The organism is Thermoplasmata archaeon, from assembly GCA_038874435.1.
Taxonomy (GTDB): Archaea; Thermoplasmatota; Thermoplasmata; order Lutacidiplasmatales; family SKW197; genus SKW197.
Genome location: JAVZCK010000004.1, coordinates 104,769 through 130,886, shown reverse-complemented (window position 1 = coordinate 130,886; position 26,118 = coordinate 104,769). Strand labels below are relative to the sequence as shown.

The 26,118-nt window shown below is 43.6% G+C and carries 31 protein-coding genes and 1 pseudogene; 28 read left to right on the top strand and 4 right to left on the bottom strand.

Translation table 11 applies throughout. The features are described 5' to 3' along the window. The first annotated feature begins 3 nt into the window (after positions 1 to 3). The 24 genes and pseudogenes from rplX (at position 4) to QXD64_02855 (ending at position 17,665) form a co-directional block, all read left to right on the top strand. Positions 4 to 414: a 50S ribosomal protein L24 gene (gene rplX, locus QXD64_02970; GenBank protein MEM3396277.1), complete on the top strand. Its 411-nt coding sequence runs from the start codon at positions 4 to 6 to the stop codon at positions 412 to 414. Then, positions 411 to 1,124 (top strand): 30S ribosomal protein S4e, encoded by a 714-nt coding sequence (locus QXD64_02965; protein MEM3396276.1) that lies wholly within the window; start codon positions 411 to 413, stop codon positions 1,122 to 1,124. The genes rplX and QXD64_02965 overlap by 4 nt, the downstream gene beginning before the upstream one ends. Continuing rightward, positions 1,121 to 1,648, top strand: a complete 528-nt coding sequence (locus QXD64_02960; GenBank protein MEM3396275.1) for a 50S ribosomal protein L5 — start codon at positions 1,121 to 1,123, stop codon at positions 1,646 to 1,648. Before QXD64_02965 ends, QXD64_02960 begins: the two co-directional genes overlap by 4 nt. A gap of 4 nt (positions 1,649 to 1,652) precedes the next feature. Beyond that, entirely contained in the window at positions 1,653 to 1,799 is a 147-nt protein-coding gene (locus QXD64_02955) for a 30S ribosomal protein S14 (GenBank protein MEM3396274.1), read from the top strand. Positions 1,800 to 1,808: 9 nt separating this feature from the next. After that, on the top strand, positions 1,809 to 2,195 hold the full coding sequence (locus QXD64_02950) for a 30S ribosomal protein S8 (protein ID MEM3396273.1): 387 nt from the start codon (positions 1,809 to 1,811) through the stop codon (positions 2,193 to 2,195). Positions 2,196 to 2,205: 10 nt separating this feature from the next. Then, on the top strand, positions 2,206 to 2,766 hold the full coding sequence (locus tag QXD64_02945) for a 50S ribosomal protein L6 (GenBank protein MEM3396272.1): 561 nt from the start codon (positions 2,206 to 2,208) through the stop codon (positions 2,764 to 2,766). Positions 2,767 to 2,776: 10 nt separating this feature from the next. Beyond that, complete coding sequence (locus QXD64_02940; protein MEM3396271.1) at positions 2,777 to 3,316, top strand: 50S ribosomal protein L32e; 540 nt, start codon at positions 2,777 to 2,779, stop codon at positions 3,314 to 3,316. Beyond that, complete coding sequence (locus tag QXD64_02935; protein MEM3396270.1) at positions 3,313 to 3,762, top strand: 50S ribosomal protein L19e; 450 nt, start codon at positions 3,313 to 3,315, stop codon at positions 3,760 to 3,762. Before QXD64_02940 ends, QXD64_02935 begins: the two co-directional genes overlap by 4 nt. A gap of 4 nt (positions 3,763 to 3,766) precedes the next feature. Continuing rightward, complete coding sequence (locus tag QXD64_02930) at positions 3,767 to 4,273, top strand: 50S ribosomal protein L18 (protein ID MEM3396269.1); 507 nt, start codon at positions 3,767 to 3,769, stop codon at positions 4,271 to 4,273. Further along, entirely contained in the window at positions 4,270 to 4,986 is a 717-nt protein-coding gene (locus tag QXD64_02925) for a 30S ribosomal protein S5 (protein MEM3396268.1), read from the top strand. Before QXD64_02930 ends, QXD64_02925 begins: the two co-directional genes overlap by 4 nt. 2 nt (positions 4,987 to 4,988) lie before the next feature. Continuing rightward, entirely contained in the window at positions 4,989 to 5,486 is a 498-nt protein-coding gene (locus QXD64_02920) for a 50S ribosomal protein L30 (protein ID MEM3396267.1), read from the top strand. Positions 5,487 to 5,488: 2 nt separating this feature from the next. Beyond that, a complete protein-coding gene (locus tag QXD64_02915) occupies positions 5,489 to 5,911 on the top strand; it encodes an uL15 family ribosomal protein (protein MEM3396266.1) in 423 nt (140 codons plus the stop codon). A gap of 11 nt (positions 5,912 to 5,922) precedes the next feature. Then, complete coding sequence (secY, locus tag QXD64_02910; protein MEM3396265.1) at positions 5,923 to 7,686, top strand: preprotein translocase subunit SecY; 1,764 nt, start codon at positions 5,923 to 5,925, stop codon at positions 7,684 to 7,686. 53 nt (positions 7,687 to 7,739) lie between these two features. Continuing rightward, positions 7,740 to 8,327 carry an EMC3/TMCO1 family protein gene (locus QXD64_02905; GenBank protein MEM3396264.1) on the top strand — a complete coding sequence of 196 codons (588 nt, stop codon included), beginning with the start codon at positions 7,740 to 7,742 and terminating at the stop codon, positions 8,325 to 8,327. Continuing rightward, positions 8,324 to 8,860, top strand: a complete 537-nt coding sequence (locus QXD64_02900) for an AAA family ATPase (GenBank protein ID MEM3396263.1) — start codon at positions 8,324 to 8,326, stop codon at positions 8,858 to 8,860. Before QXD64_02905 ends, QXD64_02900 begins: the two co-directional genes overlap by 4 nt. Before the next feature lie 93 nt (positions 8,861 to 8,953). Beyond that, complete coding sequence (locus QXD64_02895) at positions 8,954 to 9,430, top strand: type IV pilin N-terminal domain-containing protein (protein ID MEM3396262.1); 477 nt, start codon at positions 8,954 to 8,956, stop codon at positions 9,428 to 9,430. A 30-nt stretch (positions 9,431 to 9,460) separates the two neighbouring features. Continuing rightward, a pseudogene (locus tag QXD64_02890) lies at positions 9,461 to 9,562 on the top strand (archaellin/type IV pilin N-terminal domain-containing protein). Positions 9,563 to 9,574: 12 nt separating this feature from the next. After that, on the top strand, positions 9,575 to 9,934 hold the full coding sequence (locus tag QXD64_02885; protein ID MEM3396261.1) for a hypothetical protein: 360 nt from the start codon (positions 9,575 to 9,577) through the stop codon (positions 9,932 to 9,934). Positions 9,935 to 9,952: 18 nt separating this feature from the next. Continuing rightward, the gene (locus QXD64_02880) at positions 9,953 to 10,099 is read left to right on the top strand and encodes a hypothetical protein (protein MEM3396260.1); all 147 of its coding nucleotides are present in this window, start codon (positions 9,953 to 9,955) and stop codon (positions 10,097 to 10,099) included. Next, complete coding sequence (locus QXD64_02875; protein ID MEM3396259.1) at positions 10,096 to 11,079, top strand: transposase; 984 nt, start codon at positions 10,096 to 10,098, stop codon at positions 11,077 to 11,079. Before QXD64_02880 ends, QXD64_02875 begins: the two co-directional genes overlap by 4 nt. A gap of 72 nt (positions 11,080 to 11,151) precedes the next feature. After that, positions 11,152 to 15,249: a hypothetical protein gene (locus QXD64_02870; GenBank protein MEM3396258.1), complete on the top strand. Its 4,098-nt coding sequence runs from the start codon at positions 11,152 to 11,154 to the stop codon at positions 15,247 to 15,249. Between the two features lie 45 nt (positions 15,250 to 15,294). Continuing rightward, positions 15,295 to 16,614, top strand: coding sequence for a cyclic 2,3-diphosphoglycerate synthase (locus QXD64_02865; protein MEM3396257.1), 1,320 nt, complete (start codon positions 15,295 to 15,297; stop codon positions 16,612 to 16,614). A gap of 2 nt (positions 16,615 to 16,616) precedes the next feature. Continuing rightward, a complete protein-coding gene (locus QXD64_02860; GenBank protein ID MEM3396256.1) occupies positions 16,617 to 16,832 on the top strand; it encodes a hypothetical protein in 216 nt (71 codons plus the stop codon). Further along, the gene (locus QXD64_02855; GenBank protein ID MEM3396255.1) at positions 16,832 to 17,665 is read left to right on the top strand and encodes an N-acetyltransferase; all 834 of its coding nucleotides are present in this window, start codon (positions 16,832 to 16,834) and stop codon (positions 17,663 to 17,665) included. Before QXD64_02860 ends, QXD64_02855 begins: the two co-directional genes overlap by 1 nt. 7 nt (positions 17,666 to 17,672) lie before the next feature. Here the strand turns inward: QXD64_02855 and QXD64_02850 are convergent, their stop codons facing one another. From QXD64_02850 to QXD64_02840, 3 genes are read right to left on the bottom strand one after another with little or no spacing between them, the layout of a single operon-like run. Continuing rightward, positions 17,673 to 18,239: a 4-vinyl reductase gene (locus QXD64_02850; protein ID MEM3396254.1), complete on the bottom strand. Its 567-nt coding sequence runs from the start codon at positions 18,237 to 18,239 to the stop codon at positions 17,673 to 17,675. After that, complete coding sequence (locus QXD64_02845; GenBank protein ID MEM3396253.1) at positions 18,236 to 18,724, bottom strand: ferredoxin-thioredoxin reductase catalytic domain-containing protein; 489 nt, start codon at positions 18,722 to 18,724, stop codon at positions 18,236 to 18,238. The genes QXD64_02850 and QXD64_02845 overlap by 4 nt, the downstream gene beginning before the upstream one ends. Further along, positions 18,721 to 19,002, bottom strand: coding sequence for a glutaredoxin family protein (locus QXD64_02840; protein MEM3396252.1), 282 nt, complete (start codon positions 19,000 to 19,002; stop codon positions 18,721 to 18,723). Before QXD64_02840 ends, QXD64_02845 begins: the two co-directional genes overlap by 4 nt. A gap of 95 nt (positions 19,003 to 19,097) precedes the next feature. On the opposite strand from QXD64_02840, the gene QXD64_02835 reads away from it, so the two are divergent. Together QXD64_02835 and QXD64_02830 are read left to right on the top strand one after the other, a co-directional pair. After that, positions 19,098 to 20,462, top strand: a complete 1,365-nt coding sequence (locus tag QXD64_02835) for a TldD/PmbA family protein (GenBank protein MEM3396251.1) — start codon at positions 19,098 to 19,100, stop codon at positions 20,460 to 20,462. Between the two features lie 5 nt (positions 20,463 to 20,467). Then, positions 20,468 to 21,826 carry a TldD/PmbA family protein gene (locus QXD64_02830; protein MEM3396250.1) on the top strand — a complete coding sequence of 453 codons (1,359 nt, stop codon included), beginning with the start codon at positions 20,468 to 20,470 and terminating at the stop codon, positions 21,824 to 21,826. A gap of 1 nt (position 21,827) precedes the next feature. On the opposite strand, the gene QXD64_02825 is transcribed toward QXD64_02830, so the two are convergent. Beyond that, positions 21,828 to 22,025, bottom strand: coding sequence for a hypothetical protein (locus QXD64_02825; GenBank protein MEM3396249.1), 198 nt, complete (start codon positions 22,023 to 22,025; stop codon positions 21,828 to 21,830). A gap of 140 nt (positions 22,026 to 22,165) precedes the next feature. Here QXD64_02825 and QXD64_02820 point away from each other — a divergent pair, with 140 nt between their 5' ends. Together QXD64_02820 and QXD64_02815 are read left to right on the top strand one after the other, a co-directional pair. Continuing rightward, complete coding sequence (locus QXD64_02820) at positions 22,166 to 25,213, top strand: tetratricopeptide repeat protein (protein ID MEM3396248.1); 3,048 nt, start codon at positions 22,166 to 22,168, stop codon at positions 25,211 to 25,213. A 114-nt stretch (positions 25,214 to 25,327) separates the two neighbouring features. Then, on the top strand, positions 25,328 to 26,077 hold the full coding sequence (locus QXD64_02815) for a hypothetical protein (GenBank protein ID MEM3396247.1): 750 nt from the start codon (positions 25,328 to 25,330) through the stop codon (positions 26,075 to 26,077). Positions 26,078 to 26,118 lie beyond the last annotated feature (41 nt).

Here is a 26,118-nt window from a genome sequence, read left to right as displayed (position 1 = left end):
ATGATGAGCATTCAACCAAGGAAAGAAAGAAAGAAACTGTTCAGAGCACCACTCCACGAGAAGCGGAAAGTGTTTCACTGTCTCCTTGACAAAGAACTGAGAAAAAAGTATGGGATTCGCACTCTCGGAGTGGTGAAAGGGGACACAGTTAAAGTGATGCGAGGACAGTTTAAAGGTACTGTGGAAAAGGTTGCAAAGGTTGATTACAAAAAACTGAGGTTACACATTGAGAATGTTACAGTAAAGAAAGCGGATGGAAAACTAAAGCCCTATCCAGTTCATCCCTCTAATGTTATGATCACAAAGTTAAACCTTACGGACCCGAAAAGAAGGGCAAAACTGAAGGAGGAGGCACCGCCTCAAGAAGAAGTGAAAGAGGAAGAAAAGAAAACTGAAGAAGAGGTGAAATCATGAGCAAGCACTTGAAGAGATTGCCTGCACCAACAACCTGGAAGTTGCCAAGGAAAGCCAGTAGATTTGTCACTAAACCATTGCCAGGTAAACACAAGTTATGGGAAATGCTCCCACTTACTCTGTTGATCAGAGATTATTTGCACTACTGCGACAACGCAAGAGAGGCGAAAAAAATAGTGTGTTCTGGAGATGTGAAGATTGATGGCAGAGTGGTGCGAGAAGTGAAGCAGGGAGTCGGACTCATGGATGTGGTTAGCTTCGAGAAAATCGGAGAACATTATAGGATTCTACTTGATAGAAATGGTAAACTTGTTCCAGTACGGATAACTGCAGAGGAAGCAAAGTGGAAGCTTGTAAGAATTGAAAACAAGACCACACAGAAGAAGGGAATCACACAACTGAATCTACATGACGGAAGGAACATTCTAGTCGAGAAACCGAACGAATACAAGACGTGGGACACTCTCAAAATAGAGATTCCTAGCCAGAAAATCATGAATAAGTTTGGCTTTGAAATCGGCAATGTCTGCTATTTTATCGGAGGTCAGCATGTGGGTGAGATAGGTACAATTGCAGGACAGGAAGTGGTTTCTGCATCGCGTCCCAATGTGGTATATCTGAAGGAAGGTTTCTCCACAATTAAGGAAAAGGTGTTTGTAGTGGGAATAAAGGTGCCTGAGATTAAGCTACCAGAGGTGAGGGCAGTATGACCGAAAAGGAGAACCCGATGCGGAGAATTTACCTTGAAAAGGTGGTAGTCAACATCGGAGCTGGCGAAGGTGGTGAACGCCTGCAGAAGGCAGAGAAAGTGCTTTCAATGGTGACAGGAAAGAAGCCGACGATTACAAGAGCAAAAGTAACTAACAGAGACCTTGGCGTGAGGAAAGGAATGTCCATTGGTGTCAAAGTGACCTTGCGTGGCAAAGATGCGGAGGAATTTTTGAAGAGGGCTCTCTCAATTAGAGATAACAAACTTGCAGATTACTCATTTGATCAGTATGGTAACTTTGCGTTTGGAATTGCTGACTATACTGATTTTGAGGGAATGAAATACGATCCAAACATTGGGATATTTGGAATGGATGTCTGTGCCGTGCTTACACGACCTGGGAAACGTGTTGAAAAAAGAAAGAGGGCAAAAGCGAAAGTGTCGGAGAAACACAGAATCACGCGTGAAGAGGCAATCAAATTTTTGAAGGAAAAATTCAATGTAGAAATTGTGTCGTTGAGGTGAACTTATGAAACCGAAGAAGTTATTTGGAAGAAAAATAGGATGCACTAGATGCGGAAGAAAGCGTGGGATTGTCCGCAGATATGGAATGCATCTTTGCAGACAGTGTTTTCGTGAGATTGCACCTGAACTTGGATTTAAGAAATATTCGTGAGGTGAGACAATGCAGAGCGATCTATTGAATGATATGCTCGTTAAAATAAAGAATGCGGAGAAATCTGGAAAAAAGGAGTGCACTGTTAAAGCTTCAAAGTTGATAGGGAATGTGCTCAAGGTAATGATGGACTACAACTATGTGAAGCAATTTGAATTCATGGATGATGGCAAATCTGGCTTCTTCAAAGTTGTTCTGACAGGGAGTATAAACAGTTGTGGCGTGATAAAACCCAGGTTCTCTGTTAAAGCGATGGAAATTGAAAAGTATGAAAGCAGGTTTCTACCAGGCCAGGACTTTGGTATTCTGATTCTGACAACAACTGCGGGCGTGATTTCGAATGTGAAGGCGAAAGAACTAGGAATTGGAGGTAAGCTCCTTGCGTATGTGTATTGAGGTGAGATAGATGACAGAGAAAGCGAGTGAGGAAAAAGTTCAGAGAGTTGTTGAAGTTCTTCCTGGTGTGAAGGCAGAGCTCTCTGGCAATTTAGTCCGAATTTCAGGTAAACGAGGAAAACTCGAGAGGGTCTTTGAGCATGCAAGAATCACGCTTGAGTTAAAGGAGAACAAGTTCATTATCACCGCAAACAAGGACAGTAGGAGGGAGAAGGCAATTGTGGGCACATGGGAAGCCCATCTAAGGAACATGATGAAGGGCGTGACCGAGGGCTTTGAATACAGGATGAAGTGCGTCTATGCTCACTTTCCTATAAAGTTGACAGTGAAAGGTGATGAATTGCTAATCGAGAATTTTCTTGGTGAGAAGAGACCTAGAAAAGCTAAAATTCTCCCTGATGTAAAAGTAGTGGTGAAGGGGAATGACCTTGTGCTTACTGGGAATGACATCGAAAAGCTGGGTGCTACCGCTGCAAATATTGAGAGAGCTACAAAAATCAAAGAATATGACCCAAGAGTATTCCAAGATGGAATTTATATTGTAGCAAAAGCCCAAAAACCTGCTGAGTGAGGTGAAATGAATGGCTGAAGAGGATATGAAGAAAGCGAAGAAGACAGAGGATGACAAGAAATCAAAAGATAAGCAAGAGAACGTGAATGAAGAAAAGAAAGAAGAAAAGAAGGAGGAAAAGAAGATAAAACCAGAACCCAAACAGAAGCCAAAGTTAACTGATACCATGAAAAAAATGTTATTGCTAAGGAATCAGATGAACCACAAGAGACCAGTTTTCCTTCGTCAGGAGTGGCATCGGTACAAGCGCCTCCAAAGGGTGAAGTGGCGTGTGCCTAGAGGAATGCACTCCAAGATGAGACGGCATTATGGTTATCGCCCGAATGTTGTCTCAATCGGATACAGAGGCCCAAGGGCTGCCCGATATCTTCATCCTTCTGGTTTCAGGGAAGTCCTTGTGCACAACCCTAATGAGCTAAAGAAGATTGATCCAAAACTAGAGGCCTGTAGAATTGCGAGAACAGTAGGAATGAAGAAGAGAATGGAGATAATGAAAGAAGCAGAAAAAATGGGTATCCGTGTGCTTAACCCCGTGAAGGTGAGAGAATGAATCTGAGAAATCAAAAAAGAATGGCTGCGGAGATTCTGGGTTGTGGAATCAACAGAATCTGGATAGATCCTAATGCAGTCGACGAACTCGCAAATGCTGTCACTAGAGAAGACATCAGAAATGCGATCGCTGCGGGAGTCATAAAGGCAAAGAAAGTTAAAGGTAACTCAAGAGGTAGGATTAGATACATGCAACACCAGAGAGAAAAGGGAAGGCGCAGAGGACAGGGCTCAAGGGAAGGCGCAAAATTCGCAAGAATGCCCAGAAAAGTAAGATGGATGCAGACAATTCGCGCAGTTCGTGCCCTTTTGAAAACTCTGAGAGATAACAAAAAAATTGACAGAAAAAATTATAGGAAACTTTATTATCAGGCGAAAGGTGGCGTATTCAAGAGCAAAGCGCATCTCAGAATGCAATTGAAAGCCCAGGGAATTCTAAAGGAGTGATACTATGCACCGAACATATAAGGTTCAGATGAGAAGAAAAAGAGAGGGCAAAACCGACTACAGGTTCCGTCTCAAAATGCTGCGCTCAGAGTTGCCAAGAGCAGTCGTAAGAAAAACAAACAAAAATGTCATTGTTCAGGTTTTTGAATTTAACCTAAAAGGTGACAAGGTCCTGGCATCAGCTAGCGGATTTGAGTTGAGGAAGAAGTTCGGTTTTCAGGGAAACACAGATACCACACCTGCAAGCTATCTTGCGGGGTATCTCGCTGGCAAGAGAGCTCTCAAAAACAATGTATCGGAGGCAGTTCTTGACATTGGTTTTCACTCCCCAACAAAGGGTGCGAGGGTGTTTGCGGCCTTGAAAGGGTTGCTAGATGCAGGTATTGAAATCCCACATCAGGAGGAGAAGCTTCCTGACGAATATCGGATTCACGGAAAGCATCTCAAAAACTTTGATCCCAATCAGGTCGAAGAGATAAAAAAGAAAATTGATAATGGAGGTGCGGTATGACGGTTGACTGGATTCCAAAGACAAGGCTTGGAAAACTTGTGAAGGAAGGCAAAGTGAAGACAATGAGCGAAGCTCTTGCAACTAAACTCCCATTGCGTGAGCCAGAAATTGTAGACATTCTTTTGCCGGAACTTGCGGAGGAAGTCCTCGATGTAAACATGGTGCAGAGAATGACAGATTCTGGCAGAAGAGTCAAATTTGCCATCACTGTGGTTGTTGGTAATGGCGATGGCTTTGTTGGGCTTGGAAGGGCAAAAAGCAAGGAAGTAGGACCAGGTATAAAGCAGGCAGTGAACAATGCCAAACTTAATCTCATTGAAATAAAGCGTGGCTGTGGTTCCTGGGAATGCGGTTGTGGAAGGCCACACACACTTCCGTTCCTCGTAAAAGGCAAGAGCGGAAGTGTAGAAGTGATGCTCAAGCCAGCACCCCGTGGAGTTGCGTTAGCTGTAGGTGATGTGGCAAAGCCCATCCTCAAGTTCGCAGGTGTTGAAGATGCTTGGGGCTTCACAAAAGGGCATTCCAAGACCACAGTTAACTTTGCATATGCAGTTTTCAATGCCCTAGCTGCCACATCCAAGTACAAAGTAACGGAAGATGTGGCAAGAAGATTGAAGATAGTGAGTGGTGCTGTCGGCTACACTACCATAAAGGAAGAACTCGAAGAGAAAGCCCAGAAAGAAGAGAAAAGTAAGACAAGGAGGCGAGAATAATGCTGTACGCCGTGATAAGGGTAAAGGGCGTTTGCAAAACCAACAGAGACATAAAGGACACACTCAGAATGCTCCATCTCACAAGGGCAAATCATTGCGTTATTGTTCCTAACACACCTGCATACCTTGGAATGCTCCAGAAAGTGAAGGATTATGTCACTTGGGGTGAAATCGGGCCAGAAACCCTCGCAAAAATGATTTTAATCAAGGGCAGAATTGAGGGCAACAGGAAAATAACTGATGAGTATGTGAGAGCTAACACAAAGTATCAGTCAATCTATGCACTCGCTCAGGCAGTGATTAACGGCGAGTTTGTATATGAACAACTTAGAGCCGTAAAACCATTGTTTCGCCTGAATCCACCAGTAGGCGGATATAGGTCAGTTAAGAGGATTGTAAGAGATGGCGGCGCCCTTGGATACAGAGGCAAGGAAATTGAGAAGTTAATTGAGAAGATGCTCGCTGTGGATGTCAAGAAGAAAGGAAAGAAGGAGGAATAGATATGCCAAGCCGAACCTACAAATTCAGAGGTCATAGGACCCATGGCAGGGGCTACAAATCAGGAAGAGGTGCTGGGATTAGAGGAGGCAAAGGAAATGCCGGTCTACATAAGCACAAATTCATGGCTATGAACAAATATCGCCCATTCCATTTTGGAAGACATGGGTTCAAGCGACCACCAGAGACAAAGGAAGAGCTCAGGACAATCAACCTTCAAGAAATCGAAGAAAACTTTGATGGATGGGTCGCAGAAGGTAAAATCAAGGAAGAGAATGGGATGTACATTGCAGACCTGAGAGCACTCGGCATTAACAAACTGCTCGGGAAAGGCAGAATCACAAAGAAATTGCGAGTTATTGTGGACTCCTGCTCCAAGCAAGCACTTGAGAAATTGCAGGCCGTAGGTGGCGAGGTGCAGCAGTAGAGGTGTAAGGAATGGCAGAAGAGGAGAAAGTCCCGAGAAATTACAATGTCGCTGTGCCTTGTGTGTTGTTCTTCGTGCTTTCGATGGTAATTTATTACTATGCATTGCACCCAGAAACACTTGCTTTGGTCTTTTTCGGCATCCTTATGGGTTTTCTCTGGACGTTTGTGTTTCTAGGATGGTCGTATGCAGGTGAGAAAAGCAAGCTTTACGGATTGAAGGTAATTACAGACCGGCTACCCGCTGTGAAAAAACCAGAGGGACATGTGGTTTTCAAGAAAAAGATGATGTGGGTAGCGATAATTCTAATTCTTTATTTTGTGATGACAAATGTGATGCTATTTGGGCTGGACCAGAAAAAAACCATTGACCTTTTTGCCTCCTGGCGTGTAATTATGGCAGGTGCCCAGGGGTCTCTGATGCATCTTGGCATAGGCCCTATAGTCACCGGCTCAATTATTATGCAGCTCTTCACGGGTGCAAAGATAATCTCCCTTGACCTTTCTAAAAGTGAGGATAAGGCTGTCTATCAATCTACACAAAAGCTCATCGTCATTGCAATGATTTTTGTAGAGGCAATACCCCAAGTTTACGGGTATTTGACACCTTCTCATGGTCTTGTGGAAGCGCTAAACGGATGGTCGGCAGGTAACGGACAGACACTCGCGCAGGCAATCATAGTGATTCAACTTGTGATAGGTAGTTATCTTGTGTTTTTGATGGACGAAGTTGTCTCAAAGTGGGGCATAGGCAGCGGAATTAGTTTATTCATCGCTGCAGGTGTAGCACAGGCAATATTTACAGGTTCATTAAACTGGTTACCTGTGAACACTACCCAATCTCTCTCTCTCTCAAATCCACCAGCTGGGACAATTCCAAAGACAATTTACATGCTTCAAAACATGAGTGCAGGGGAACTGGCAAATGGTGGTTTCGAACAAATCTTTCTAGCGCATCCAAACCCAGTGATTGCATTAATAGGCACGATAATAATCTTTTTCATTGTCGCATATGTGGAATCCACAAGGTTAGAATTACCGCTAGCGCACGGAAGAGCAAGAGGTGCAAGGGGAAGATATCCAATCAGGTTGATGTATGCTTCAAACATACCAGTTATTCTGATGTCTGCGTTACTTGCCAACATCGCTATGTTCTCAATGCTCCTCTGGAGTCATCCAACACTCAGCCAAATTCCCTACATTGGGCATCAGTGGTGGATTGGCGCCTATCCGACGCCAGAGCAGGCGGAACAACTCGGTATCTCACAATCAACCGCAATTTCAGGAGGGGCATACTACTTATCTACGGTTAACGGACTCCATGAGTGGCTCTTGCCTCTATTTAATCCGCAGAGGTACGAGGCGTACATGAGAGGTCATACATATTGGCAGGTGCTTGCCCATGTGGTGGTATTCTTCAGTGCAATGGTGATTGGCTCAATCTTCTTCGCTAAATTCTGGATTGAAACAACGAACATGAATTCCAAGGCAGTTGCTGAGCAGATAGAAAGGCAGGGGATGCAAATCCCAGGCTTCAGAAGAGACCCACGAATACTCGAGAGAGTGCTTGACCGTTACATTCCATATGTGACTGTCTTCAGCGGTGCAGCGGTAGGTGCTTTAGCTGCGACTGCGGATATGATAGGGACTGTGGGTAATGCATCTGGAACTGGTGTGCTGCTGACAGTGGGTATAATGATAAACCTCTACGAGGCAATGGCAAGAGAGCAGTTGATGGAAATGCATCCGTTGCTCAGAGGGTTCTTCGGTGAGTAGTAATGGCGGAACAGAAACCTCTCTTCAATTTTTCTCAGTTTTTTCTTATTTTCATGGTGATGCTTACTATAATGATTTTTATAGATCCAGAAATGCGAAATGGTTTTGGAATGCTTGTCGGACTTGTGCTTTATCCAATTGTGGGGTTTGGTGGAAAATATCCTGTGCTTAGCTTGTTTTTTGTTGGCGTTCTACTTACCCTTTTTACCACCCTTATCCGTGAGAAATACATGGACTGGGTAAAAATGGCGAGGTTCCAGAAGTACATGGAGGCATACAATAAGGCATTCAGAGAGGCATTTCGCTCAAACAATACATCAAAGATGAAGAAGCTCCAGGAAATCCAGCCGAAAATCATGGAGATGAACTATGAGAACATGAAGGGACAGTTGAAAATGATGGCATTTACAATGTTTTTCATAATTGTGACCTTTGCCTGGGTTTCGTTTTTTGTTTATGAGGAGGTTGTGGACAAATACATTTCTGTACCCTGGGCCTACAATGTGTCGTTGCTTGATGCAACTGTCTTGCCTCATTGGATTTTGCTTTATTCCCTGCTTGCAATTCCGTTCAGCACCGTATTCGGGCGAATAATCAAGCATTATCGGTTTAAAAAGTTTCTGGCAAAGGCAGGAGCATGATAATTACAGTGAGTGGCCCACCTGGTAGTGGAAAAAGCACGCTTGCAAAGGCATTGGCCGAGAAACTCGGTTACAGATATTTTTATGCTGGCGAAATTTTCAGGAGGGAGGCTGCAGAGAGAGGGCTTACTTTGGAAGAGTTCGGAAGATTAGCAGAGAAGAACTGGGAGATAGACAGAGCACTGGATGCGCTGCTCGTAGAGGAGATGCAGCGAGCAAAGGATACTGTGTTTGATGCACGGCTTGCTGGTGTGCTTGCCAAGGTCAATGGAATCCAAGCGATCAGAATTTATGTCACAGCGAGTGCGGAGGAGAGAGCGAGGAGAATTGCAGGTAGGGAAGGACAGGATGTTGTGAAAGTGATGGAGGAGATGTTGGTCAGAGAGAAGAGCGAGGCAAAACGGTATGCAGAAATTTATGGCTATGATTACACAAAGCAAGAGTTTTACGATATCTACATTGACAGCACAAAATTGAGTGCAGGTGCAGTGCTGGCTGTTGTTCTAAGTGAATTGCACAAACGCCGAATTTAAAATCGTCATTTTGCGAATGAACATAGGTTAAGTTTATAAACCGAAACTCCATTGCCTCTTACTGTAGGCAGATGCCTACGGGAGGACGAAAACATGAAAGTATGGAAAAACAAGAAAGGAGTTTCTCCTGTGATTGCAACTATCCTCATGGTTGCAATTACAGTGGTGCTAGCGGCCGTGCTCTATGTGATGGTGATGGGCATGATGTCAGGACCCGGAACAGTGAGTGCACCCCTGGGACTCTATGCGAAATATGTAAACGGACAAACAGTAACGATAACGGTGAATAGTGCACCAGCAAATGCACCGCTCAACGGCACAAATGTGGTTATAGTGAATGCCTCAAGTGGTCTCCTCGTGTCAGGTGCAGTCACTGTATATGATGCGGGAGGAACATCGGTGGGAAGCGCAGCAGCAGGTGCAGCTATCACATCACCAACTGGTAGAAACTGGGCACCAGGGTTTACAATCAGAGTTGTGCTCTCAGGCGCAAACTATCTGAGTGTTGGTGACAAAGTCCAGATTTCGGGCACTGGCTTCAGCACGAGTACATCTACCATAGTATCGTAGAGACAAAAAACTTTTTTCCTTCAATTTTTTATGTCTAAGTTTTTGAAATTAAGGAAGGGGGTTTCGCCTGTTATTGCCACGGTTCTATTGGTTATTATTACCGTGGTTCTGAGTGCCACCCTTTATTTCTTTCTTGCGGGTTCCATGTCTCTCCCAACCACGAGCCAGACAACACCAATGGGGCTGCGAGCGACACTGCGAAATGATGGAAATTTGAGTGTAGAGATTGTTTCTGCACCTGCGGAAGCAAGAATAAATGGGAGCAATATTGTTGTAATTTCGGCTGTGAATGGCACCCCTCTTGCCATTAATGCCACATTGTATAGTGCTGCAGGGAATCTTTGTGGAAACTACTCCAGTGGTAATGGTTGGAATAGTGTCCTGGTCTCTTTTTATACTTCAGGAATGCTAATTCTCATCCAGAAAAATCCTTTGATGGCAAAGGGAGATACTGTGCAGATTTCTGGGACTGGTTTTGCACTCAGCACCTGCACCATAATGTGAATTTTTTGGGAAACCGTGTTGCCCGCAAAATATGCTGGCAGAGAACTTTCGGTATATTCTGGAAGATTGCAGAAAAACAAAAATAGGGAAAAAATATGTCCCTACTGGCCGAAGGGAAGGGAGTTTGAGAACGACTTCCACTCAGGCCAGAAGGGACAGATATGAGTAGAAAGAGAAGCAAATATTCGGGCAGGAGATATAAGAGATTGTGTGCAGGGTACTGGACAAAGTACAAGAAAATGAGAGCATTTAAGTTTGAGAGGGTAATCTTTAACATCAAACTACGCCTAGAGAAGCGAGAAAATCCCTATCCTGTGAAACCACCAGGTACAGTAGGAAGACCTCCTATACCCCCAAAGGTAATCTTGATTTGCATTCTTATCAAGCTGCTTCTTGACCTTTCTTACATGGATACCGAGAGTTTTCTTCGTTTCCTTTGCAAGAATAAAAAATCGCTTCTACCAGTAGTACCAGATGCTAACACAATACAGGAACACATCATAGACATCCCAGAAAGATATCTTGAAGATATGATTATAGAATGTCAAAAGGTTCTATCAGGTCTCCATCTGACAATAATATTTGATTCAACGGGCCACTCAACAATTCAATATAGGTGCTGGAGAGTTTCAAGAAACGGTTCAAAAACAGAGAAAAGAAAATTTCTAAAAGTCCATGTTGTGCTAGACAGAGAACGAAATTTGATTCTAATAGGAAAAGTAAGTAAAGGGTGGAAAGGAGACCCAAAGATTTGTGAGCGTATGCTTCAGAAGCTCAAAGGAAGTATGAAGAAATATGGCTTCCAGATTAAAAACGCAATCGGAGATGCAGGCTATGCTGCACGCTATCTCATTAGAGCCATACGAAATTTAGGAGCAAGAGCATTTATTAAAGTAAAATCCAATCACAGTGCGAAGAAGAAAGGAGAAAGAGATTGGCCATTACTTGTGGAATTCCAAAGGCAGAATCCAAAGGAGTTTCAGAAAGTGTACTGTGAGAGAGTAGTGATTGAGGGCATATTTTCTGCAATAAAAAACATATTTGGAAGAGTGGTGCGTTCAAAAAAGAGACACAGTCAGAATATTGAATTGATGGGCAGAATTCTCCTTTGGAATTATATCCAAATTGAACCAGATGAATTTTAGGGCAACATGCTGGGAAACGAAACCCTTATTTATTGCCAAGTGATTTTGTAGTGGAAGCAAGAAGTGATGAGCATGAGTGTGATGGATAAAGCAGAGGAAAATGCAAGAGCGGAATTCCAGAAAATCCCTGGAATCACGGAGAGAGAAATAGAATCCCTGCTGAAAGCTGGGTACAGAACGATGGAGGATTTAAGAAAAGCAAAGCTTTCTGAGCTTGCGAAGGTTGGTGGGTTGGAACTCAATACAGCAATTAGAATAAAAAAATACATAGAGGTAAACGGTAGCAAGAAGATAGCTGGGAATGGAGAAAACAAAGAGGAGAAGGAGCAACAGGAGAAGGAAGATGAAGAAGAAGGGGAAAAGATGAACAGCCTGAAGGATACTGGCATTGAGCTGGAAAAGGAATTGCAGGAAATTGAAAAGGAATTGGAGGAAGCATTTAAAAAGGAGGAAGAGACACGAAGTGAAAAAAGTGAGGAGGACAAGAATGTTACTGTAATTGAAAAGAAGGTGAGGGTTAAGGATAGAAAAGAGGAACAGAAAATCAAGCCAATTCCTAAGCCAGTGGGGAGAAGCAAAGTCCAGACAGGACTTGCATATGGTGTTGTTGTAATTCTTCTGCTTTCCTCTCTTTTTGTCATATGGTATGCCCTTCAGCCATCAGGGAAAATAAAGGTTGATGGAAATCTTGATGACTGGAAAGGTATTGCGAGTTATACAGACACTGATGCCTCTTCAAACCCAGATATAAACCTGGACGAATACAGTGTTTACTATGAAAACGATAGAGTTTACTTCTATGCTAAAGTATCTGGCAGTTTGTTCAACGGTGCCAACAATGGCTACGATGCTTTGATAATTTTTGTGGATACAGATGCAAATGCCAACACTGGCTACAGAATAGAGAATTTGGGTGCTGATGCGAAAATTGAAGTTGCTGGTTATTCGGGTGAAATCCGCTCTGCCGTTGCCTCAAGATTCATTGAACAGAGTGCTTCCTCAAAGCCAGAATTGAATTACAGTGCTTGGGAGAATGCTGGCGAGGTAAGAGTTGAAAAGAGCACAAACATTGTTGAGGGCTATGCCAAAATTGCTGGCTTGAAAAACCCAGTGAGTTTGGTGTTGATGCGACACTACGAGAGCAGTGCTTATGCAGAGAAGCGGGGCATGGCCCTAGTGGGAAAAACAGAAGGAAGTTTGGTGGTTTACCAGAATTTTATCGGCAGTGATGTGGTGAATGCAAATGAGGATGTGCTTGAGCTGAGATTGATTGCAAAGGGCAAGGCGGTGCATGTGGAGAGTTTGAGCGTGGAGAATGCAAATCTGGATTTGCCGAAGAAAGATTTGGGAGTGAACGAAGAACTTACTGTGAGATGCAAGGCAAAGAGCCTGAGTGATGGCATTGCCTATACATTTGCAGTTTCCAGCGTGGACACAAATGTGCCCTACAGAATTGTGGGCAATGGTGGCAAGGCATACTTTGGTTCTCTGCCTTCTGGGATTGTTATAGATGGTGCATTTGGTGACTGGCAGGGTGTGCAGAAAGGTGTAGATGTGCCTGGTGATGCTGGTAAAAACATTGATTTGCGAGAGTATGCCAGTGCAATTGCAAGCAATGCCTACTTCTACATGGCAGTAGATGGCACAATGCTGGCTGGCTGCGAAATTCCTGTGCTTGGTGCTAGACCACAGGAGGGTCCTGTAGGCCCAGTTGTATTGAAGGAAAATCTGGGCATGGATGTGGCAAGAGTTTACATTGACTTGCTGAACTCTACAATCAACACCTTCAATCCAGCAATGATTTCCCATGGTTATTTGATTGAGTTACAAGGGAGGAATGGGCAGGTAATCAGTGCAAAGGCATGGAAGTGGGAGAATGGTGTTAAGGCAGAGGAAATCCAGAATCCAAACATTGCTCATGGTTTGAGCGATGGGAAAATAGAGTTCAGTGTTTCGGGAACTGCGTTGCAAGGCCTAACCAACGACACAAAATTCTACTTTGAGATGACAAATTGGTTGGGAGAGAAAGATGCATGTGAGTTATCCTACCTCGTTGGCATGGTCCAGACAAGAGTTGGAGGTGATGGAAGTTATGGCTCTTCTCTCCTGAATGAGTTCACTGGCAGTTATAACAAGGTAGTGCTTGTGAACGACCGCTACACCGCAACCACAAAAGGTGCGTTACGGCTGGAAAATAATACAGTTCAGTATGGCGGTCCTGGTGTACCAGCACCGCTGGATGGTAATCTTACCGTAAGTGGTACGGTATACTGGAATGGCACATACTACTTCAGACATCTCAAGATTACAAGCACAGGAAACATTACTGCAAGCGGTTATCTGACTGTGATAAGAATCTATGCTGAGGTAATTGAGATTGAGGCAGGAGGCACAATCTATCTTGCAGGAAAAGGTGGTAAGGGAGGACTCCCAGGTGCTGCAGATGGTGGCGATGGGACTTCTGGACAGGACGGGAATGATGGCACAGGACCGGGTGGCAGCACACCCCCCAACGCAGATGGTGGAGGTGGAGGGGGTGGTTTGATAAATACCAACAATTATGGAGGTAATGGAGGCGGGGGTGGTGCCTTTGCTGGGAATGGAGGCACAGGAGGGCAAGGTGCCAAAGACGGGGGTTTAGGAGGAGGCACACCAGGAACAGGAGGTTCTGCCTATGCTTCTATCGACGTGCTGAAACCTGGCTCCGGCGGTGGAGGAGGCAGTGGAGGACAAGGTGGAGGCAGTGCTGCAGGAGGTGATGGCGGTTCTGGGGGCGGTGCTATCCTGCTAAACGCTTGGAACATTCATATTAATGGAAGAATAATTACGAACGGGACAAATGGTGGAGATGGAGTCAGTGGGGACAGACCTGGAGGTGGTGGTGGCGGAGGCTCAGGCGGCTGCATAATGATTCAGGGCTGCAATGTCACAATTGGTGCTAATGCAGAATTAAATGCCTCTGGTGGGAAGGGCGGAAATGCAGGAGAGGACTCACACGATGCGGGCACAGATGATGAAGCGGGTGGCGGTGGAGGAGGAGGTGGAGGTGCAATCTGGATTTATGCTGACAATGCCTACAGTGAAAATAGCGGGGCAAAATTTGATGTTTCTGGCGGTGCAGGAGGTCTAGGTTCAGTGGGGGCACCCTCCTCTCTAAACAACAACGGTGCAAATGGAACCGCAGGCAACATAACCAAGCCAACATCTAGCACTCCACCCAATCCTAGAACAACTTTCACATCCAATTTGAGTTATGCTCTCTCTGGTTACTATGTATCTCAAGTGCTAGATGCGGGTAGAATTTCGCTCTGGCGTTCAATAACATGGACAAGGGACACACACTGGTCTGGCACACAGCTCGTCCTGAGGGTAAGGTGGGGTAACACATCATTGCCAGATGCAACATGGCATGCCTGGCAGGATGTGAATGGCACGATGAGCGGAGGCACTGGGCCGTTGAGTGAAACCTTTGCATTGAACACTGCAAACTATCCATTTGCCAGATTTTTCCAGTATAACATTACATTGAGCACATCCATCCAGATGAATTCGCCCACGGTGTATGGCGTCAGCTTACTCTATTCAAAACCAAAACTTCTGATTTCAAGTGTGGTCTTCAATCCTTTTCCGCTTGGAGTAGCGAATCATTCAGTGGTACTGGCAAACAACGATAGTTTTCCAGTTACCTTCTCTGAAATCTACCTGAATACTTCAGCGAATTCCTTTTCGACTCCAATTTACCTGGCACCAGGGGCTAAGATTACGGTAACCCTCCCTGCATACTTCTTCCAGCTAGTAAACAACTCTGGAGATTTCCTGTTTTTAAATGATTCCACATCGAGCATTTCTGGCATTTCTCCGAATGGAATAATTGATTTTGTCAACTGGACAGACGGAAATGGCGGGGAGCCACCATCCTGTGGAAATCATGCTGCAAGTCAGAATGAGTGGAGCAATGGACCAGTAAATCTAACTGGATTTGACCCACTTACCCAGATTGGAATAAACCGCACCGTGATAATGGATGCACCTGTGGATTCAGATAAAAAAACTGACTGGTATGTGGTAGTTGAGGAGCAAACGGGTCTCTTACCATGGATGTTAATTCTGATACTACTAGGATGCATCATTCTTCAGAGGAAATGCAGCCGAAAACTGAGAAAACTGTAAATACCCCCAACTTTATCAGCCAACAGAATTTCAGAGGTGGTAATCATGGTCAGGAAGAAAGTGGTAATAATGGGTGCTGCTGGCAGGGACTTTCACGACTTTAACACCTACTTTAGAGACAATGAGGAATACGAGGTTGTCGCGTTTACAGCCACTCAGATACCAGATATTGAAGGAAGAAAATACCCAGCAGAACTTGCGGGCAAGCTTTACCCTGATGGAATCCCAATCTATGGAGAGGAAAATCTTCCCAAATTGATAAAAGAAAAAGGAGTGGATGAAGTGGTCTTTTCTTACAGCGATGTTTCGCATGAGTATGTAATGCATCGTGCCTCCATTGCCATGGCAAATGGTGCTGGTTTCAGATTGATACCTCCAAAAATAACGATGCTGAAGGCAGCGGTGCCAGTTATTGCAGTGTGTGCGGTTCGCACTGGAGCTGGTAAGAGCCAGACAACCAGGAGAGTTGCAAAAATTCTCCAGCAGATGGGAAAAAAAGTAGTTGTTGTCAGACATCCAATGCCATATGGTGACTTGAAGGAGCAGGCGGTTCAAAGGTTTGCAAGCTATGAGGATTTGGATAAACACAAGTGCACTATTGAGGAAAGAGAGGAATACGAGCCACACATTGACAATGGAATTGTGGTGTATGCAGGCGTTGACTACGAGAAAATTCTGAGGCAGGCGGAGAAGGAATGTGATGTGTTGTTGTGGGATGGTGGAAATAATGACATTCCGTTCTACAAACCTGACCTACACATTGTGGTCGCAGACCCACACAGACCCGGGCATGAAGCAAAATATCATCCTGGCGAGGCAAACCTCCGAATGGCAGATGTCGTGATTATAAACAAGGTGGATACTGCAAGCCCAGATAATGTGGAGGCGGTCAAGGCAAGCATAAGAGAAATGAATCCAGATGCGGACATAATTGAGGCGGGCTCCCCAATTTCCACAGACTACCCGGAAATGATAAGGGGCAAGTCAGTGCTTGTGGTGGAAGATGGGCCCACACTTACCCATGGTGAGATGAAGTATGGAGCGGGCACAATTGCTGCGAAAAGGTTTGGGGCAAAAGAGATAGTGGATCCTGAACCCTATGCCGTAGGTTCCATAAAGAAGACCTTCAAGAAATACCCACATCTGAAAAATCTGCTGCCAGCTATGGGCTATGGGAAAACCCAGATACAGGAACTTCAGGAAACAATAAACAAAATTCCCTGTGACTTAGTGGTGTCAGGAACACCGATAAATTTGGAAAGAGTGATGAAAGTAAACAAGCCGATTATCAGAGTGAGATATGAACTAGATGAGATTGGAAGACCCAACCTTGAAGACATGATAAAAACCTATCTGAGGTTGTAAACATGCCAGAGATGAAGCACAAAGCAGAAGAAAAAGAGAAATGCCAGATAGAAGGATGCAAAAATCAGGCAGAGCGTTCTGTCTCCGCTGCTAAGCTTTCAAAAGTTTATTCAGGGCTAGAGCGAAAGAAAGGTTCTCTTAGGATCTGCAAAGACCACTACAGAAAATTCAAAAAAGAAACAAAGGAAGAAAGAGAACTGGAAAGGCTTGGCTGGTAATGGAAACCCTGCAATTTGAGGATAAATGGCTTAAGCAACTGGAGGCTTTCTGGGTAGCATCAGGTGACGCACTCCAAACACTCCCTATTTATCTCAAATCAGAGAATTATCTCAAGGATTCGCATGTTCTCGCTCTAGAAAATGAAAAAATCGTTGGCTCTGCCTTTTTGATGCAGTTTGACAGGCATTATGTTATTCTGAGGTATCTACAGGACCACAAAGATTGCATCTCAATCTTGCTTGAAAAATTGAAGGAGTATGCGTGTGCACATGGGATAAAAAAGCTGTGCTGTTGGCTTGCTCCATGTGAGGAAGATACAAGAAAATTACTTCTGGAGAACAATTTTAGTTATGAAGGGAAATATTATCGGATGTCACTCCATATCTCCCATTCTTTTTCGATGCCAAGTAATGTGAGAGTCCTAGCACCACCAGAACTGAAACCAGTAATCCAGATAATTATAGAAGCATTTGATGATGCTCATGAAAGAGAGCTGGTTGAAAGGACATTGCAAGACGCTCTTGGTAATAAAGACAGTGTATTTCTCGGGTGCTTTGAGGGTGCATTACTTTGTGGCTGTGTGCTCTTACTCCTTTATCCAAATGATAGTACAAAAGCATACATACCGATTATTGCAGTAAAGAAAGAGCTGCAGGGAAAAGGCTACGGGAGAAAATTGATAGAGGGAGCAAAGGCATGGGCATCTGCAAATGGGGTCAGCAACATTTCATTATCTGTCAGAGCAGATAACACTCGTGCAGTTGCTTTGTACACTCGTGTGGGTTTTGAGAAAGTTGAGGAAGTGGAGATATACTTCGTTCAGTGTCTGTAAATTTTTTTTACGCATCCCAGGTTATCTCAAACTCGCAATGTTCTGCTCCCTCATGCACACACTTGGTTTCTTTACAAACTGTGTTTTTTGCCCTGCACAAGATCCCCACACCTTCAAAATAACCACACAGATAATTACACATTATCTTAGATACATTAAAATCCTCCAACACAAGCACACCAATTCCTTTTTCGTTTTTAATCACTTTGAGAGTACCAATAGAATAATGTTCCCTCCAGAGAGGCGGTGCTTGATTGATTGCGGAGTTAGGACCCACAAAGTACTTTATAAAAAGTTTCAGAATAAGCGAAGCAGATGGGGCTTCCCTGCCCATTGCCTTGAGCTTTTCGATGTCGTTCTCGAAAAGGGCAAGACAGCCCTCCAGAAATACCACCCGTGAGGATAACGGAACATGCTCGGAAGGCTTCATCTCCTCAATCTGAACAGTTGTGAGTTTTAAACCCTGTTTTTGCATGTAATTATCCAGAAATCGCAGTCCTTCAATTCCCTTCTTTTTCTTCAGGTATGCAATGTTTGTCTGGAAAATTGATGCTCTGCATGTACCTTCCATCATATCATCCTCTCAAATCTTTCCTGCTTCGCCTTGCAGATTGGGCATACTAATGGCGGTTGGTCTCGGGCACAGAGATAACCACACACTTTACAACGCCACACAGGGTATTTTAGATTACCCAACAAGGGCGTATTCTGTTCAACCAGTTTTTTCTGGTTTCTGCGTTCAGGTATAGATGAGACCTGTTTTTTTCCTTTTGCTACTTCCTCACTCACATAAAGCGCACAATAACATGTGCCGAATTCGTTGAGGTCTGCATCTCTATAATCGCAGGGGCAGATAATGTCTAGGTCTTTCTCTTTGATGCCTGCAGCAAGCCGGCATGGACACGCCCAGTATCCATAGCGTTGTTCGTTTATAAGCAAACTTCTCACAAGTCCTTTCGTAAATTCGATATCAGGATTGAGAAAATAACCTGATTCCTCTGCCTCCTTTTTAAGTTTACTGTAAAGCTTTTCTACTTCCGCATCCGTGATTTCTGTCATATCTTCAGTTGCTCCCTCAACTTTTTTTCATCAAAGCCCACAATGCAGGCAGCATCGTTTATCACGATGGTAGGAAATGAGAGGGATGGATTCCATTTTTCAACTTCCCGAACAACTTTCTCCCGCTCCTCTCCCTGTAGGAGGTCAACATCTACATATGAGTATTCCACGCCGTTATCTTTCAAAAACTGCTTTGTTTTTTTGCACCATCCACAGGTGCTTAATGCATAAATCAACACTTTGCCGCAATTTTTTCCCGGGACTTTGGTGAAACCCATAATTATCACAAGATAGAAAAGAAGTAAGGGTATATATCTTTTCCCCCACCGACAAGGTAAAATAGGGTTATCCCTCTCTCCTCGCGGGTGTAAATATGGAGTATTTTCTCCATCGGTATGCTAGCCCTGATGTAACCTATGCGGATTTAAGAAATGTTAGAATCAAAACGCTTTACATTGAAATGAAGAACGATGAAATAACAAGATGCGTTAGCGGGTTAGACCATGGAATCGGGATTCGAGTTCTATCCAATGGTGCTATTGGTTTTGCTTCAAGTACCGATGGTTCTAAAAGAAGTGCCCAACAATGTCTTGAAGAGGCCTACAGAATCTCCAAGAGTTTAAAAGGAAAGACTATCCGGTTTGAAAATGTAAACACAGAGAAAGGGAAAGTGTTGTGGAAGGGAAAGAAACCCCATGACTCAGTATCAATCGAGGAAAAGATAGATTACATGAAAGAATTGAGGGAGCTGGCTAAAGATTACAAGAAGGTAAAGAACCTCTCACTTACATACAGCGAATCAACGATTGAAACAGAGTTTTACAATATAAATGGTGCAAGAATAATGACTGCAGTGCCAAGAACCGCCATGCGAATCCAGGTCGTGGCTGGGGCTGAAGGTAAGATTGCGAGTGTCACAGGAAGTGTTGGAGGCACTGGTGGTCTAGAAATATTTGAAAAATATTCACCAGAGGAGGAGTTAAAGAAGACCTGTGCATCTGCAGAAAGACAGCTCAATGCCCAGAGCGCACCAAGTGGTGTTTTTACCGTAATTGCAGATCCAGAGCTATCTGGTGTGTTTGCCCATGAAGCCCTTGGCCATGCTTGTGAAGCAGATGCAGTGATTGCTGGAGGCTCCTGCCTTGCTGGAAAAATTAATACAAGAATTGGGAATGAACTTGTTACCATCGTGGATGATCCAACACTCCCAAATGAGAACGGCAGTTTCCCTTACGATGATGAAGGCACTAAAACCTGCAGAAAAGTTCTCGTAGAGAAGGGAATTCTCAAAAGCTATCTTCACTCGTTAGAAACCTCTACATTTCTAGGAATGGAGAAAAATGGAAGTGCAAGAGCAGAATCCTACGCTGTGCCTCCACTTGTGCGGATGAGTAACACATTCATTGAAAAAGGAGATTTCGGATTTGAAGAGATGGTAAAGGATGTGAAATTTGGTGTCTATGCAAAGGGTTCGAGAGGAGGACAGGTGGACACAACAAAAGGGACATTCCAATTCTCAGCTCAAGAAGGATTTCTCATTGAAAATGGAGAACTAACAAAACCACTGAAAGACCTTTCCCTGGCAAGTGATATTCTTTCAATTTTCCATCAGATAGATGCAGTGGGAAAAGACCTTATGCTAGGGCATCCTGGAAATTGTGGTAAAGGGCAGTGGGTACCTGTGAGTGATGGAGGTCCACACATCAGGATAAGGGATGTAAGGGTTGGTGGAGGTTGAAAAACATGGATTTTGAGAAAGTTTTGAATATGGGGAAGAAAAAGGAAATTGAAGTTGAAATTTTTTACCAGGAGACAAAACTAAGCACTCTGAACATTGATTTTCATAAGATTCATTCCATGGATACATCGGAAATTGCAGGCACAGGTATCCGCGTTCTAGCCGATGGAAAGATCGGCTTCGGTTTTACAACTGGCAAAACTCAAAGGGAACTAGAAAGATGTTTCAGAGAAGCCATAAAATCAGCTAAACCAAGCAAAACTCTGAAAAATTTCGCTTTCCCTTCTGAGAAGAATTTTCCAGCAGTAGATGTAAAATTGAGCAAAAAGATTGCAGATCTTTCTTCAGATGAGGCAACTGAACACATCCAGACAATGCTAGACGCTGTAAAATCTGTCAACAAGGAAATTTTTGTTTGTGAGGGACACTTCGGTTATGGAACCGAGAAAACCGTGATTATGAACACATCTGGTCTTTGTGCAGAGTATATCCGTTCTGCATGTGGAATCTCAATAGCCACTGCATTACCTACTCCAGATAGTGTCTCTGTTGGATTTGAAGAAATAGAATCACCTGATCTAGACTTTGATTTTGGTGAACTCGGGCGAAGCGCAGCCAAACTTGCTTTTGAAGGTAGAAACCCTGAAAAATTAGAGGGTGGAAAGAAAAATGTCCTGCTCGTGCCTACTGCAGCTAGGAGTGTAATCGAAAGCACACTCCTAGGAATGCTACAGGGACAACATGCAATGAGGGGCGAAAGCCTTTTTGCTGGCAAGTTGAATGAGAAAGTACTTGATGAACATCTCAACATTGTGGATGATGGCTTGCTTGAGAACAGTTTAGGGACCGCTCCTTTTGATGATGAAGGTACGCCCTCTAGAAAAACTACATTGATTGAAGCTGGGATACTAAAGAATTTTATATTTGATGCCTACACAGCTGCAGAATTCAATTTGAAAACCACCGGGAATGGAATCCGCTCAATGCGGCTCTCTGCTGGTAGAACTTTCAAATCTGTGCCATCCCCAAATTTCAGAAATTTTGTAATCGAAGCAGAACAGGCGCCCTATGAGGCAATTCTTAAAGATTTCTCGCCATGTCTCGTAGTATATGCAGTACTCGGAGCCCATACCGCTAACCCAATCACAGGAAATTTCGCAGTGAATATCCCGATTGTATTTGAATATGTGAATGGAGAACTGAAACCAAGGAAGCAAGGAATGTTAAGCGGGAACATTGCTGAATATCTGAACAGAGGAATTGTGATTTCTAAGGAAAGAAAAAATTGTTATGGGACATTCACACCTACAAACTTCGCAATGCCTAGCATTCTTATTCCAAACGCCCAAATAACTGGTTCCTGAGTCAGACAGGGACCCTCATACGGGTAAATGGCGTTATGAGAAGGCCAGCACCTACAATCCCCATGGCCAAGCTGATGAACCTGATTGTTGGGTCTGAATAGTAGAGAATGCTGAGCACAACCGCAGAGCAAATAAATATGCCTCCGAGAAAGGCGATGAAGAGCATTGCCTTGAGCAGTATGTCCCCTTCCTCAATCATCCAACAGTAAAATTCGTGATTGTATAAAATGGTTTTTACAGACCTCCTAATTTTGGTTCTTACATTCATAACATGCTTTGATTACTCCCCGGCAGTCCTTAACCAAATTGATAAATATCCAATTCGTCTACACTCCACAGATGTCTTCACTTCACATTCCTCCAGAATTCGTAGCAAGGGAAAAAGAACTTGCGTTTCTCAAAGGAAAATTGGAAAAGGTAGAACGAAGAGCTGGCTTGACCGTTTTTATCGGAGGAGAGAGTGGTGTTGGAAAGACACGGCTCGTTGAGGAATTGATTGGAATTGCAGAACAAGCTGGATTTCAGGTTTTCAGGAGCCAGTGCTTTCTTGAGTCCTTAGCTCCTTACACACCCATTTCTGAGATTCTGAAAGACGCAGAATTGGAACATCTGCTTACTGAAACAAAGCCACCGAAAATAGAGGGAATTTATTGTGTGAAAAAAGGTGGAATAATAATTGCAAAGTATGAGCGGAAGGAGACAACGGACTCTGACATTTTTATGGGCATGGTGACAGCAGTGGAAACCTTTGTGAAGGACTCAATTGCCCAGATGCAGGCAAGAGAGGTGACTGAGCAAATTGGCCACATGGGTTATGGAAATTTTTTCATCACGAATGTACCTGGCAAGTTGCTGAACCTTGTGGCAGTTACCACTGGGAGAGAAAATGAATATCTGATTTCTGACCTGCGGGAAATTCTGGAAGATATTGAAAAGGAGTTATGTGGAGGGCTTGAGACGATAGAGGCCTCTCAAATTGCTGCAATTGAGGACAAGCTCAAAACCCTCTTTTTAAGAGGAAAATACGAAGGCGTCGATTATGCAGAGGAGGATGCAAAAATAAGACAGGCAAATTTGTTCGAGAATGTTACAAGGGGTTTGCAAAGAAAGGCAGAGCAGAAGCCAGTGCTGATTTTCATAGACGATTTGCAATGGAGCGACCCCTCAAGTTTAGCGATGTTGCATTACATAGCCAGGAACACAAGAAAAAATGCGGTTCTTATTGTTGGCACTTACAGAATTGAGGAGATTGTAGCGAAGCATGATGAAAAGAGGCACCCCCTCGTTGAGGCAATGGAGAAGATGGAAAAAGAGGAGTTACTTGAAAAGGTTGAGTTAAAGCGGCTGGACAAGGAAGTATGCCATGCCCTGATTTGCAGTGTGCTTGGCACTGAGATTGCTCAGGAGTTTACAGAAAAAATTTACAGGGAGACAGAGGGCAACACCTTCTTTGTTGTGGAGATTCTGAAGAACCTGTATGAAGAAAAGCAGTTGTATTTAGAGGGCGGAAAGTGGCACTACCATCTGGACACATTGCAAATTCCAAAAAAAGTTTACGAGATTGTTTTGAGGAGAATTGAGAGATTAGCGAAAGAAGAACGAGATCTCCTAGATGCAGCAAGTATTCTGGGTGAGGAATTCACATCCCAAATGGTTGCAAAACTAACTGAGCTCCCTTATATCCAGGTTGTAAAAATGCTTGTGAGCGTTGAACGGGCACACAAACTAATCAGAGCATTGAAATCAAAATACAAATTTGAGCATGGAAAGATAAGAGAAGTGCTTTATGCAGAAATGGCGGATGAGTTAAGAAAAATCTACCATGAGATTGCAGGCCAAATCCTTGAAGAAAATTACAAAGCTGGGAATGCTGATGTTTTAGCGGATGTTGTTTATCATTACTCAAAGGCAATGCGCAGTGATAAAGTTATTGAATATGGCTTGTCCGCTGGGAAACTTGCAAAGAAGAGATTCGCAAATGAAGAAAGCATCAGGTTTTACAAAGCGGTGCTAGAGGCAATGAAAGAAGAAGAGGGCTACAAAGAACTAAAACTGCAGGTTCTAGGTGAAATTGCAGAGGTACTAGAGCTAACTGGAAGATATGATGAGGCCCTGGAAATTCTTAAAATTCGAATCTCTGCCCTCATCACAGAAAAGCCATTAGAGGCAGGAAAAAGTTATAGAAAGAGATGTGAAATTTATATCCAGAAGGGAGATTATGAAAATGCGATTGTAGAGGCGGAGCAAGCAGAGCAAGTGCTTTCCGAAACGACCAAATCTGAACTTGAATTGGCAAGAGTATGGAGTGCAAAAGGGCTCATCTACGAGCGGAAAGGAGACTATAAAAGCGCAATCGAAGCCCAAGAAAAAGCCGAGCAAGTGTTTAAGAAAGCGAGAGTAGAAAAAGAGTTGGGTAATGTTATCCACAGAATGGGCACATGCTATTTGTATCTGGGAGAGTATGACAAGGCCCTTCAATTGTTCACTGATGCTCTGAGAATTCGTGAGAAAATAAGTGATTTAAGAGGAATAGCAGGAAGCTATAACAACATTGCTATTGTTTACCATGAGAAAGGAGAGAATGAAAAAGCATTAGAATTCCACAAAAAAAGTTTGGAATTAGTTGAAAAGATAGGCGATGTGCGTGGCATCTCGGCAGGATATAACAACATTGCCATTGCTTACGGCGAAAGTGGTGAGCTTGAAAAGGCATTAGAGTTCCACAAAAAAAGTTTGGAGGTGAAGGAAAAAATTGGAGATGTTTGGGGCATTGCGATGAGCTACAACAACGCTGGGAGTATTTACTACATGAGAGGACATTACGAAAAGGCACTTGAGTTATATAATAAAAGTTTAGAATTACGGAAGAAGATTGGAGATGTTTGGGGCATGAGTATAAACTACTTCAACATAGGTATGATTCATTATGAATTAGGTGAGTTTCACAAAGGTTTGGAGGCACTGCAAAAAGCCCTTGAAATTGCGAAGGAAGTTAAAGACAAATCTGAGATTTGCAAGAGTTTGTTGGGGATCGCTAGGTGTTATGTGGGTATGGGAAATTTTGAATCTGCAAATGAGATGCTTAGGGAGGCAAAGAAATTTGTAGTGGAACTTGCTGCGAAACCTATTGATGCGGAGTTTTTGTCTGTATCTGGCATACTCCTTGCAAGTGAGGGAAAAATCGCAGAGGCAGAGCTCGAGCTAAAGAAGGCAATTGACATGTATGAAACAGTGGGCAGATTGGATATCGAGTATTACAAAATCCTGTTCGAGTTAGGGAAGGTTAAAAATGAAAAAGAGTTACTCATGGAGACGCTGACTTTCTTTGAGAAAATTGAAAACAGAGCATGGATAGAGCGAGTAAAGAAAGAGATTGAAAAAGTGTAGAGCATAAAGTTGCTGATACCTTATTTTGAAAATTGGTCAAGGAGCTATCTAATTTATCCCAACCAACAGGGACACACCGTAAATTTTTATAGCAATGAGCCAATCAAGGCATAAATGTACAATCCTTCGTTAAGGAAAATTGATGAGCTTGTGCTTGGATATCTGAAGGAAAAACGACTCAGAGCAGAGGATGTGGGCGTGAAGCCGGTGGTTGTGCTCACTGAAAACCGCAAATTCCATCAACTGCTTGTCGAGGGATTGAACGCCCAGCGAAGTCCTGACTGGCTCTATGATGCAGAAGCCCAGCTTTATTTTGCGAATCTGCCTGGAATTGATGTGTCAATAGTCATGGCTCTGCCTCCGGCCCATGCTTTTCTCACAGAAATCGAGGTACTTAGACATCTTGGAGCCAAAATGTTCATTGGTGTTTTTGAGGGAATAGGAATAGGTACAGGCATAGGCAAAATTTTCCTTGTGGGAAGTGCGGCTTGTCTAGATGGGGCCTCCTATCGTTACACAGGTGGAAGAAAGGAAATCAATGCTAGTTACCGTATCCACAAATTTTTGAGAGCTATCCTAGAGATGGAGGAAATTAAAGCTGGCGAGGCAAAAGCTGGGTCTGTGGACACCCCGTATCTCATCCTTGAAAACGATGTCAAATATCTACGAACAAACAATGTAAATGTAATTTCCTTTTATATCCCATCTCTCTATGCATTTAGTTTTTACTCTGGCTGTGAGGCATGCGCAATGTTGATAACAAAAGAAGACCTCTATCTAAAGCCGAAAATTTCCACTGAAGGGCTGTATGAAACAATTGCATCCCTCCTTTCCAGACATCTGCATGAGGTTGCGTTCATTTAGATAGTGCCAATCACAACCTTTTAATCTCTGTGAGCGATATA

Coding starts and splice junctions, on each gene's coding strand:
- rplX (MEM3396277.1), top strand. CDS start 4: ATGAGCATTCAACCAAGGAAAGAAAGAAAGAAACTGTTCAGAGCACCA.
- QXD64_02915 (MEM3396266.1), top strand. CDS start 5,489: ATGCCAAGCCGAACCTACAAATTCAGAGGTCATAGGACCCATGGCAGG.
- QXD64_02895 (MEM3396262.1), top strand. CDS start 8,954: ATGAAAGTATGGAAAAACAAGAAAGGAGTTTCTCCTGTGATTGCAACT.
- QXD64_02865 (MEM3396257.1), top strand. CDS start 15,295: ATGGTCAGGAAGAAAGTGGTAATAATGGGTGCTGCTGGCAGGGACTTT.
- QXD64_02840 (MEM3396252.1), bottom strand. CDS start 19,002: ATGGGTTTCACCAAAGTCCCGGGAAAAAATTGCGGCAAAGTGTTGATT.
- QXD64_02820 (MEM3396248.1), top strand. CDS start 22,166: ATGTCTTCACTTCACATTCCTCCAGAATTCGTAGCAAGGGAAAAAGAA.
- QXD64_02855 (MEM3396255.1), top strand. CDS start 16,832: ATGGAAACCCTGCAATTTGAGGATAAATGGCTTAAGCAACTGGAGGCT.
- QXD64_02815 (MEM3396247.1), top strand. CDS start 25,328: ATGTACAATCCTTCGTTAAGGAAAATTGATGAGCTTGTGCTTGGATAT.
- QXD64_02950 (MEM3396273.1), top strand. CDS start 1,809: ATGCAGAGCGATCTATTGAATGATATGCTCGTTAAAATAAAGAATGCG.
- QXD64_02905 (MEM3396264.1), top strand. CDS start 7,740: ATGGTGATGCTTACTATAATGATTTTTATAGATCCAGAAATGCGAAAT.
- QXD64_02845 (MEM3396253.1), bottom strand. CDS start 18,724: ATGACAGAAATCACGGATGCGGAAGTAGAAAAGCTTTACAGTAAACTT.
- QXD64_02860 (MEM3396256.1), top strand. CDS start 16,617: ATGCCAGAGATGAAGCACAAAGCAGAAGAAAAAGAGAAATGCCAGATA.
- QXD64_02945 (MEM3396272.1), top strand. CDS start 2,206: ATGACAGAGAAAGCGAGTGAGGAAAAAGTTCAGAGAGTTGTTGAAGTT.
- QXD64_02830 (MEM3396250.1), top strand. CDS start 20,468: ATGGATTTTGAGAAAGTTTTGAATATGGGGAAGAAAAAGGAAATTGAA.
- QXD64_02960 (MEM3396275.1), top strand. CDS start 1,121: ATGACCGAAAAGGAGAACCCGATGCGGAGAATTTACCTTGAAAAGGTG.
- QXD64_02935 (MEM3396270.1), top strand. CDS start 3,313: ATGAATCTGAGAAATCAAAAAAGAATGGCTGCGGAGATTCTGGGTTGT.
- QXD64_02850 (MEM3396254.1), bottom strand. CDS start 18,239: ATGATGGAAGGTACATGCAGAGCATCAATTTTCCAGACAAACATTGCA.
- QXD64_02870 (MEM3396258.1), top strand. CDS start 11,152: ATGAGTGTGATGGATAAAGCAGAGGAAAATGCAAGAGCGGAATTCCAG.
- secY (MEM3396265.1), top strand. CDS start 5,923: ATGGCAGAAGAGGAGAAAGTCCCGAGAAATTACAATGTCGCTGTGCCT.
- QXD64_02925 (MEM3396268.1), top strand. CDS start 4,270: ATGACGGTTGACTGGATTCCAAAGACAAGGCTTGGAAAACTTGTGAAG.
- QXD64_02955 (MEM3396274.1), top strand. CDS start 1,653: ATGAAACCGAAGAAGTTATTTGGAAGAAAAATAGGATGCACTAGATGC.
- QXD64_02900 (MEM3396263.1), top strand. CDS start 8,324: ATGATAATTACAGTGAGTGGCCCACCTGGTAGTGGAAAAAGCACGCTT.
- QXD64_02930 (MEM3396269.1), top strand. CDS start 3,767: ATGCACCGAACATATAAGGTTCAGATGAGAAGAAAAAGAGAGGGCAAA.
- QXD64_02940 (MEM3396271.1), top strand. CDS start 2,777: ATGGCTGAAGAGGATATGAAGAAAGCGAAGAAGACAGAGGATGACAAG.
- QXD64_02875 (MEM3396259.1), top strand. CDS start 10,096: ATGAGTAGAAAGAGAAGCAAATATTCGGGCAGGAGATATAAGAGATTG.
- QXD64_02885 (MEM3396261.1), top strand. CDS start 9,575: ATGTCTCTCCCAACCACGAGCCAGACAACACCAATGGGGCTGCGAGCG.
- QXD64_02965 (MEM3396276.1), top strand. CDS start 411: ATGAGCAAGCACTTGAAGAGATTGCCTGCACCAACAACCTGGAAGTTG.
- QXD64_02835 (MEM3396251.1), top strand. CDS start 19,098: ATGGAGTATTTTCTCCATCGGTATGCTAGCCCTGATGTAACCTATGCG.
- QXD64_02825 (MEM3396249.1), bottom strand. CDS start 22,025: ATGATTGAGGAAGGGGACATACTGCTCAAGGCAATGCTCTTCATCGCC.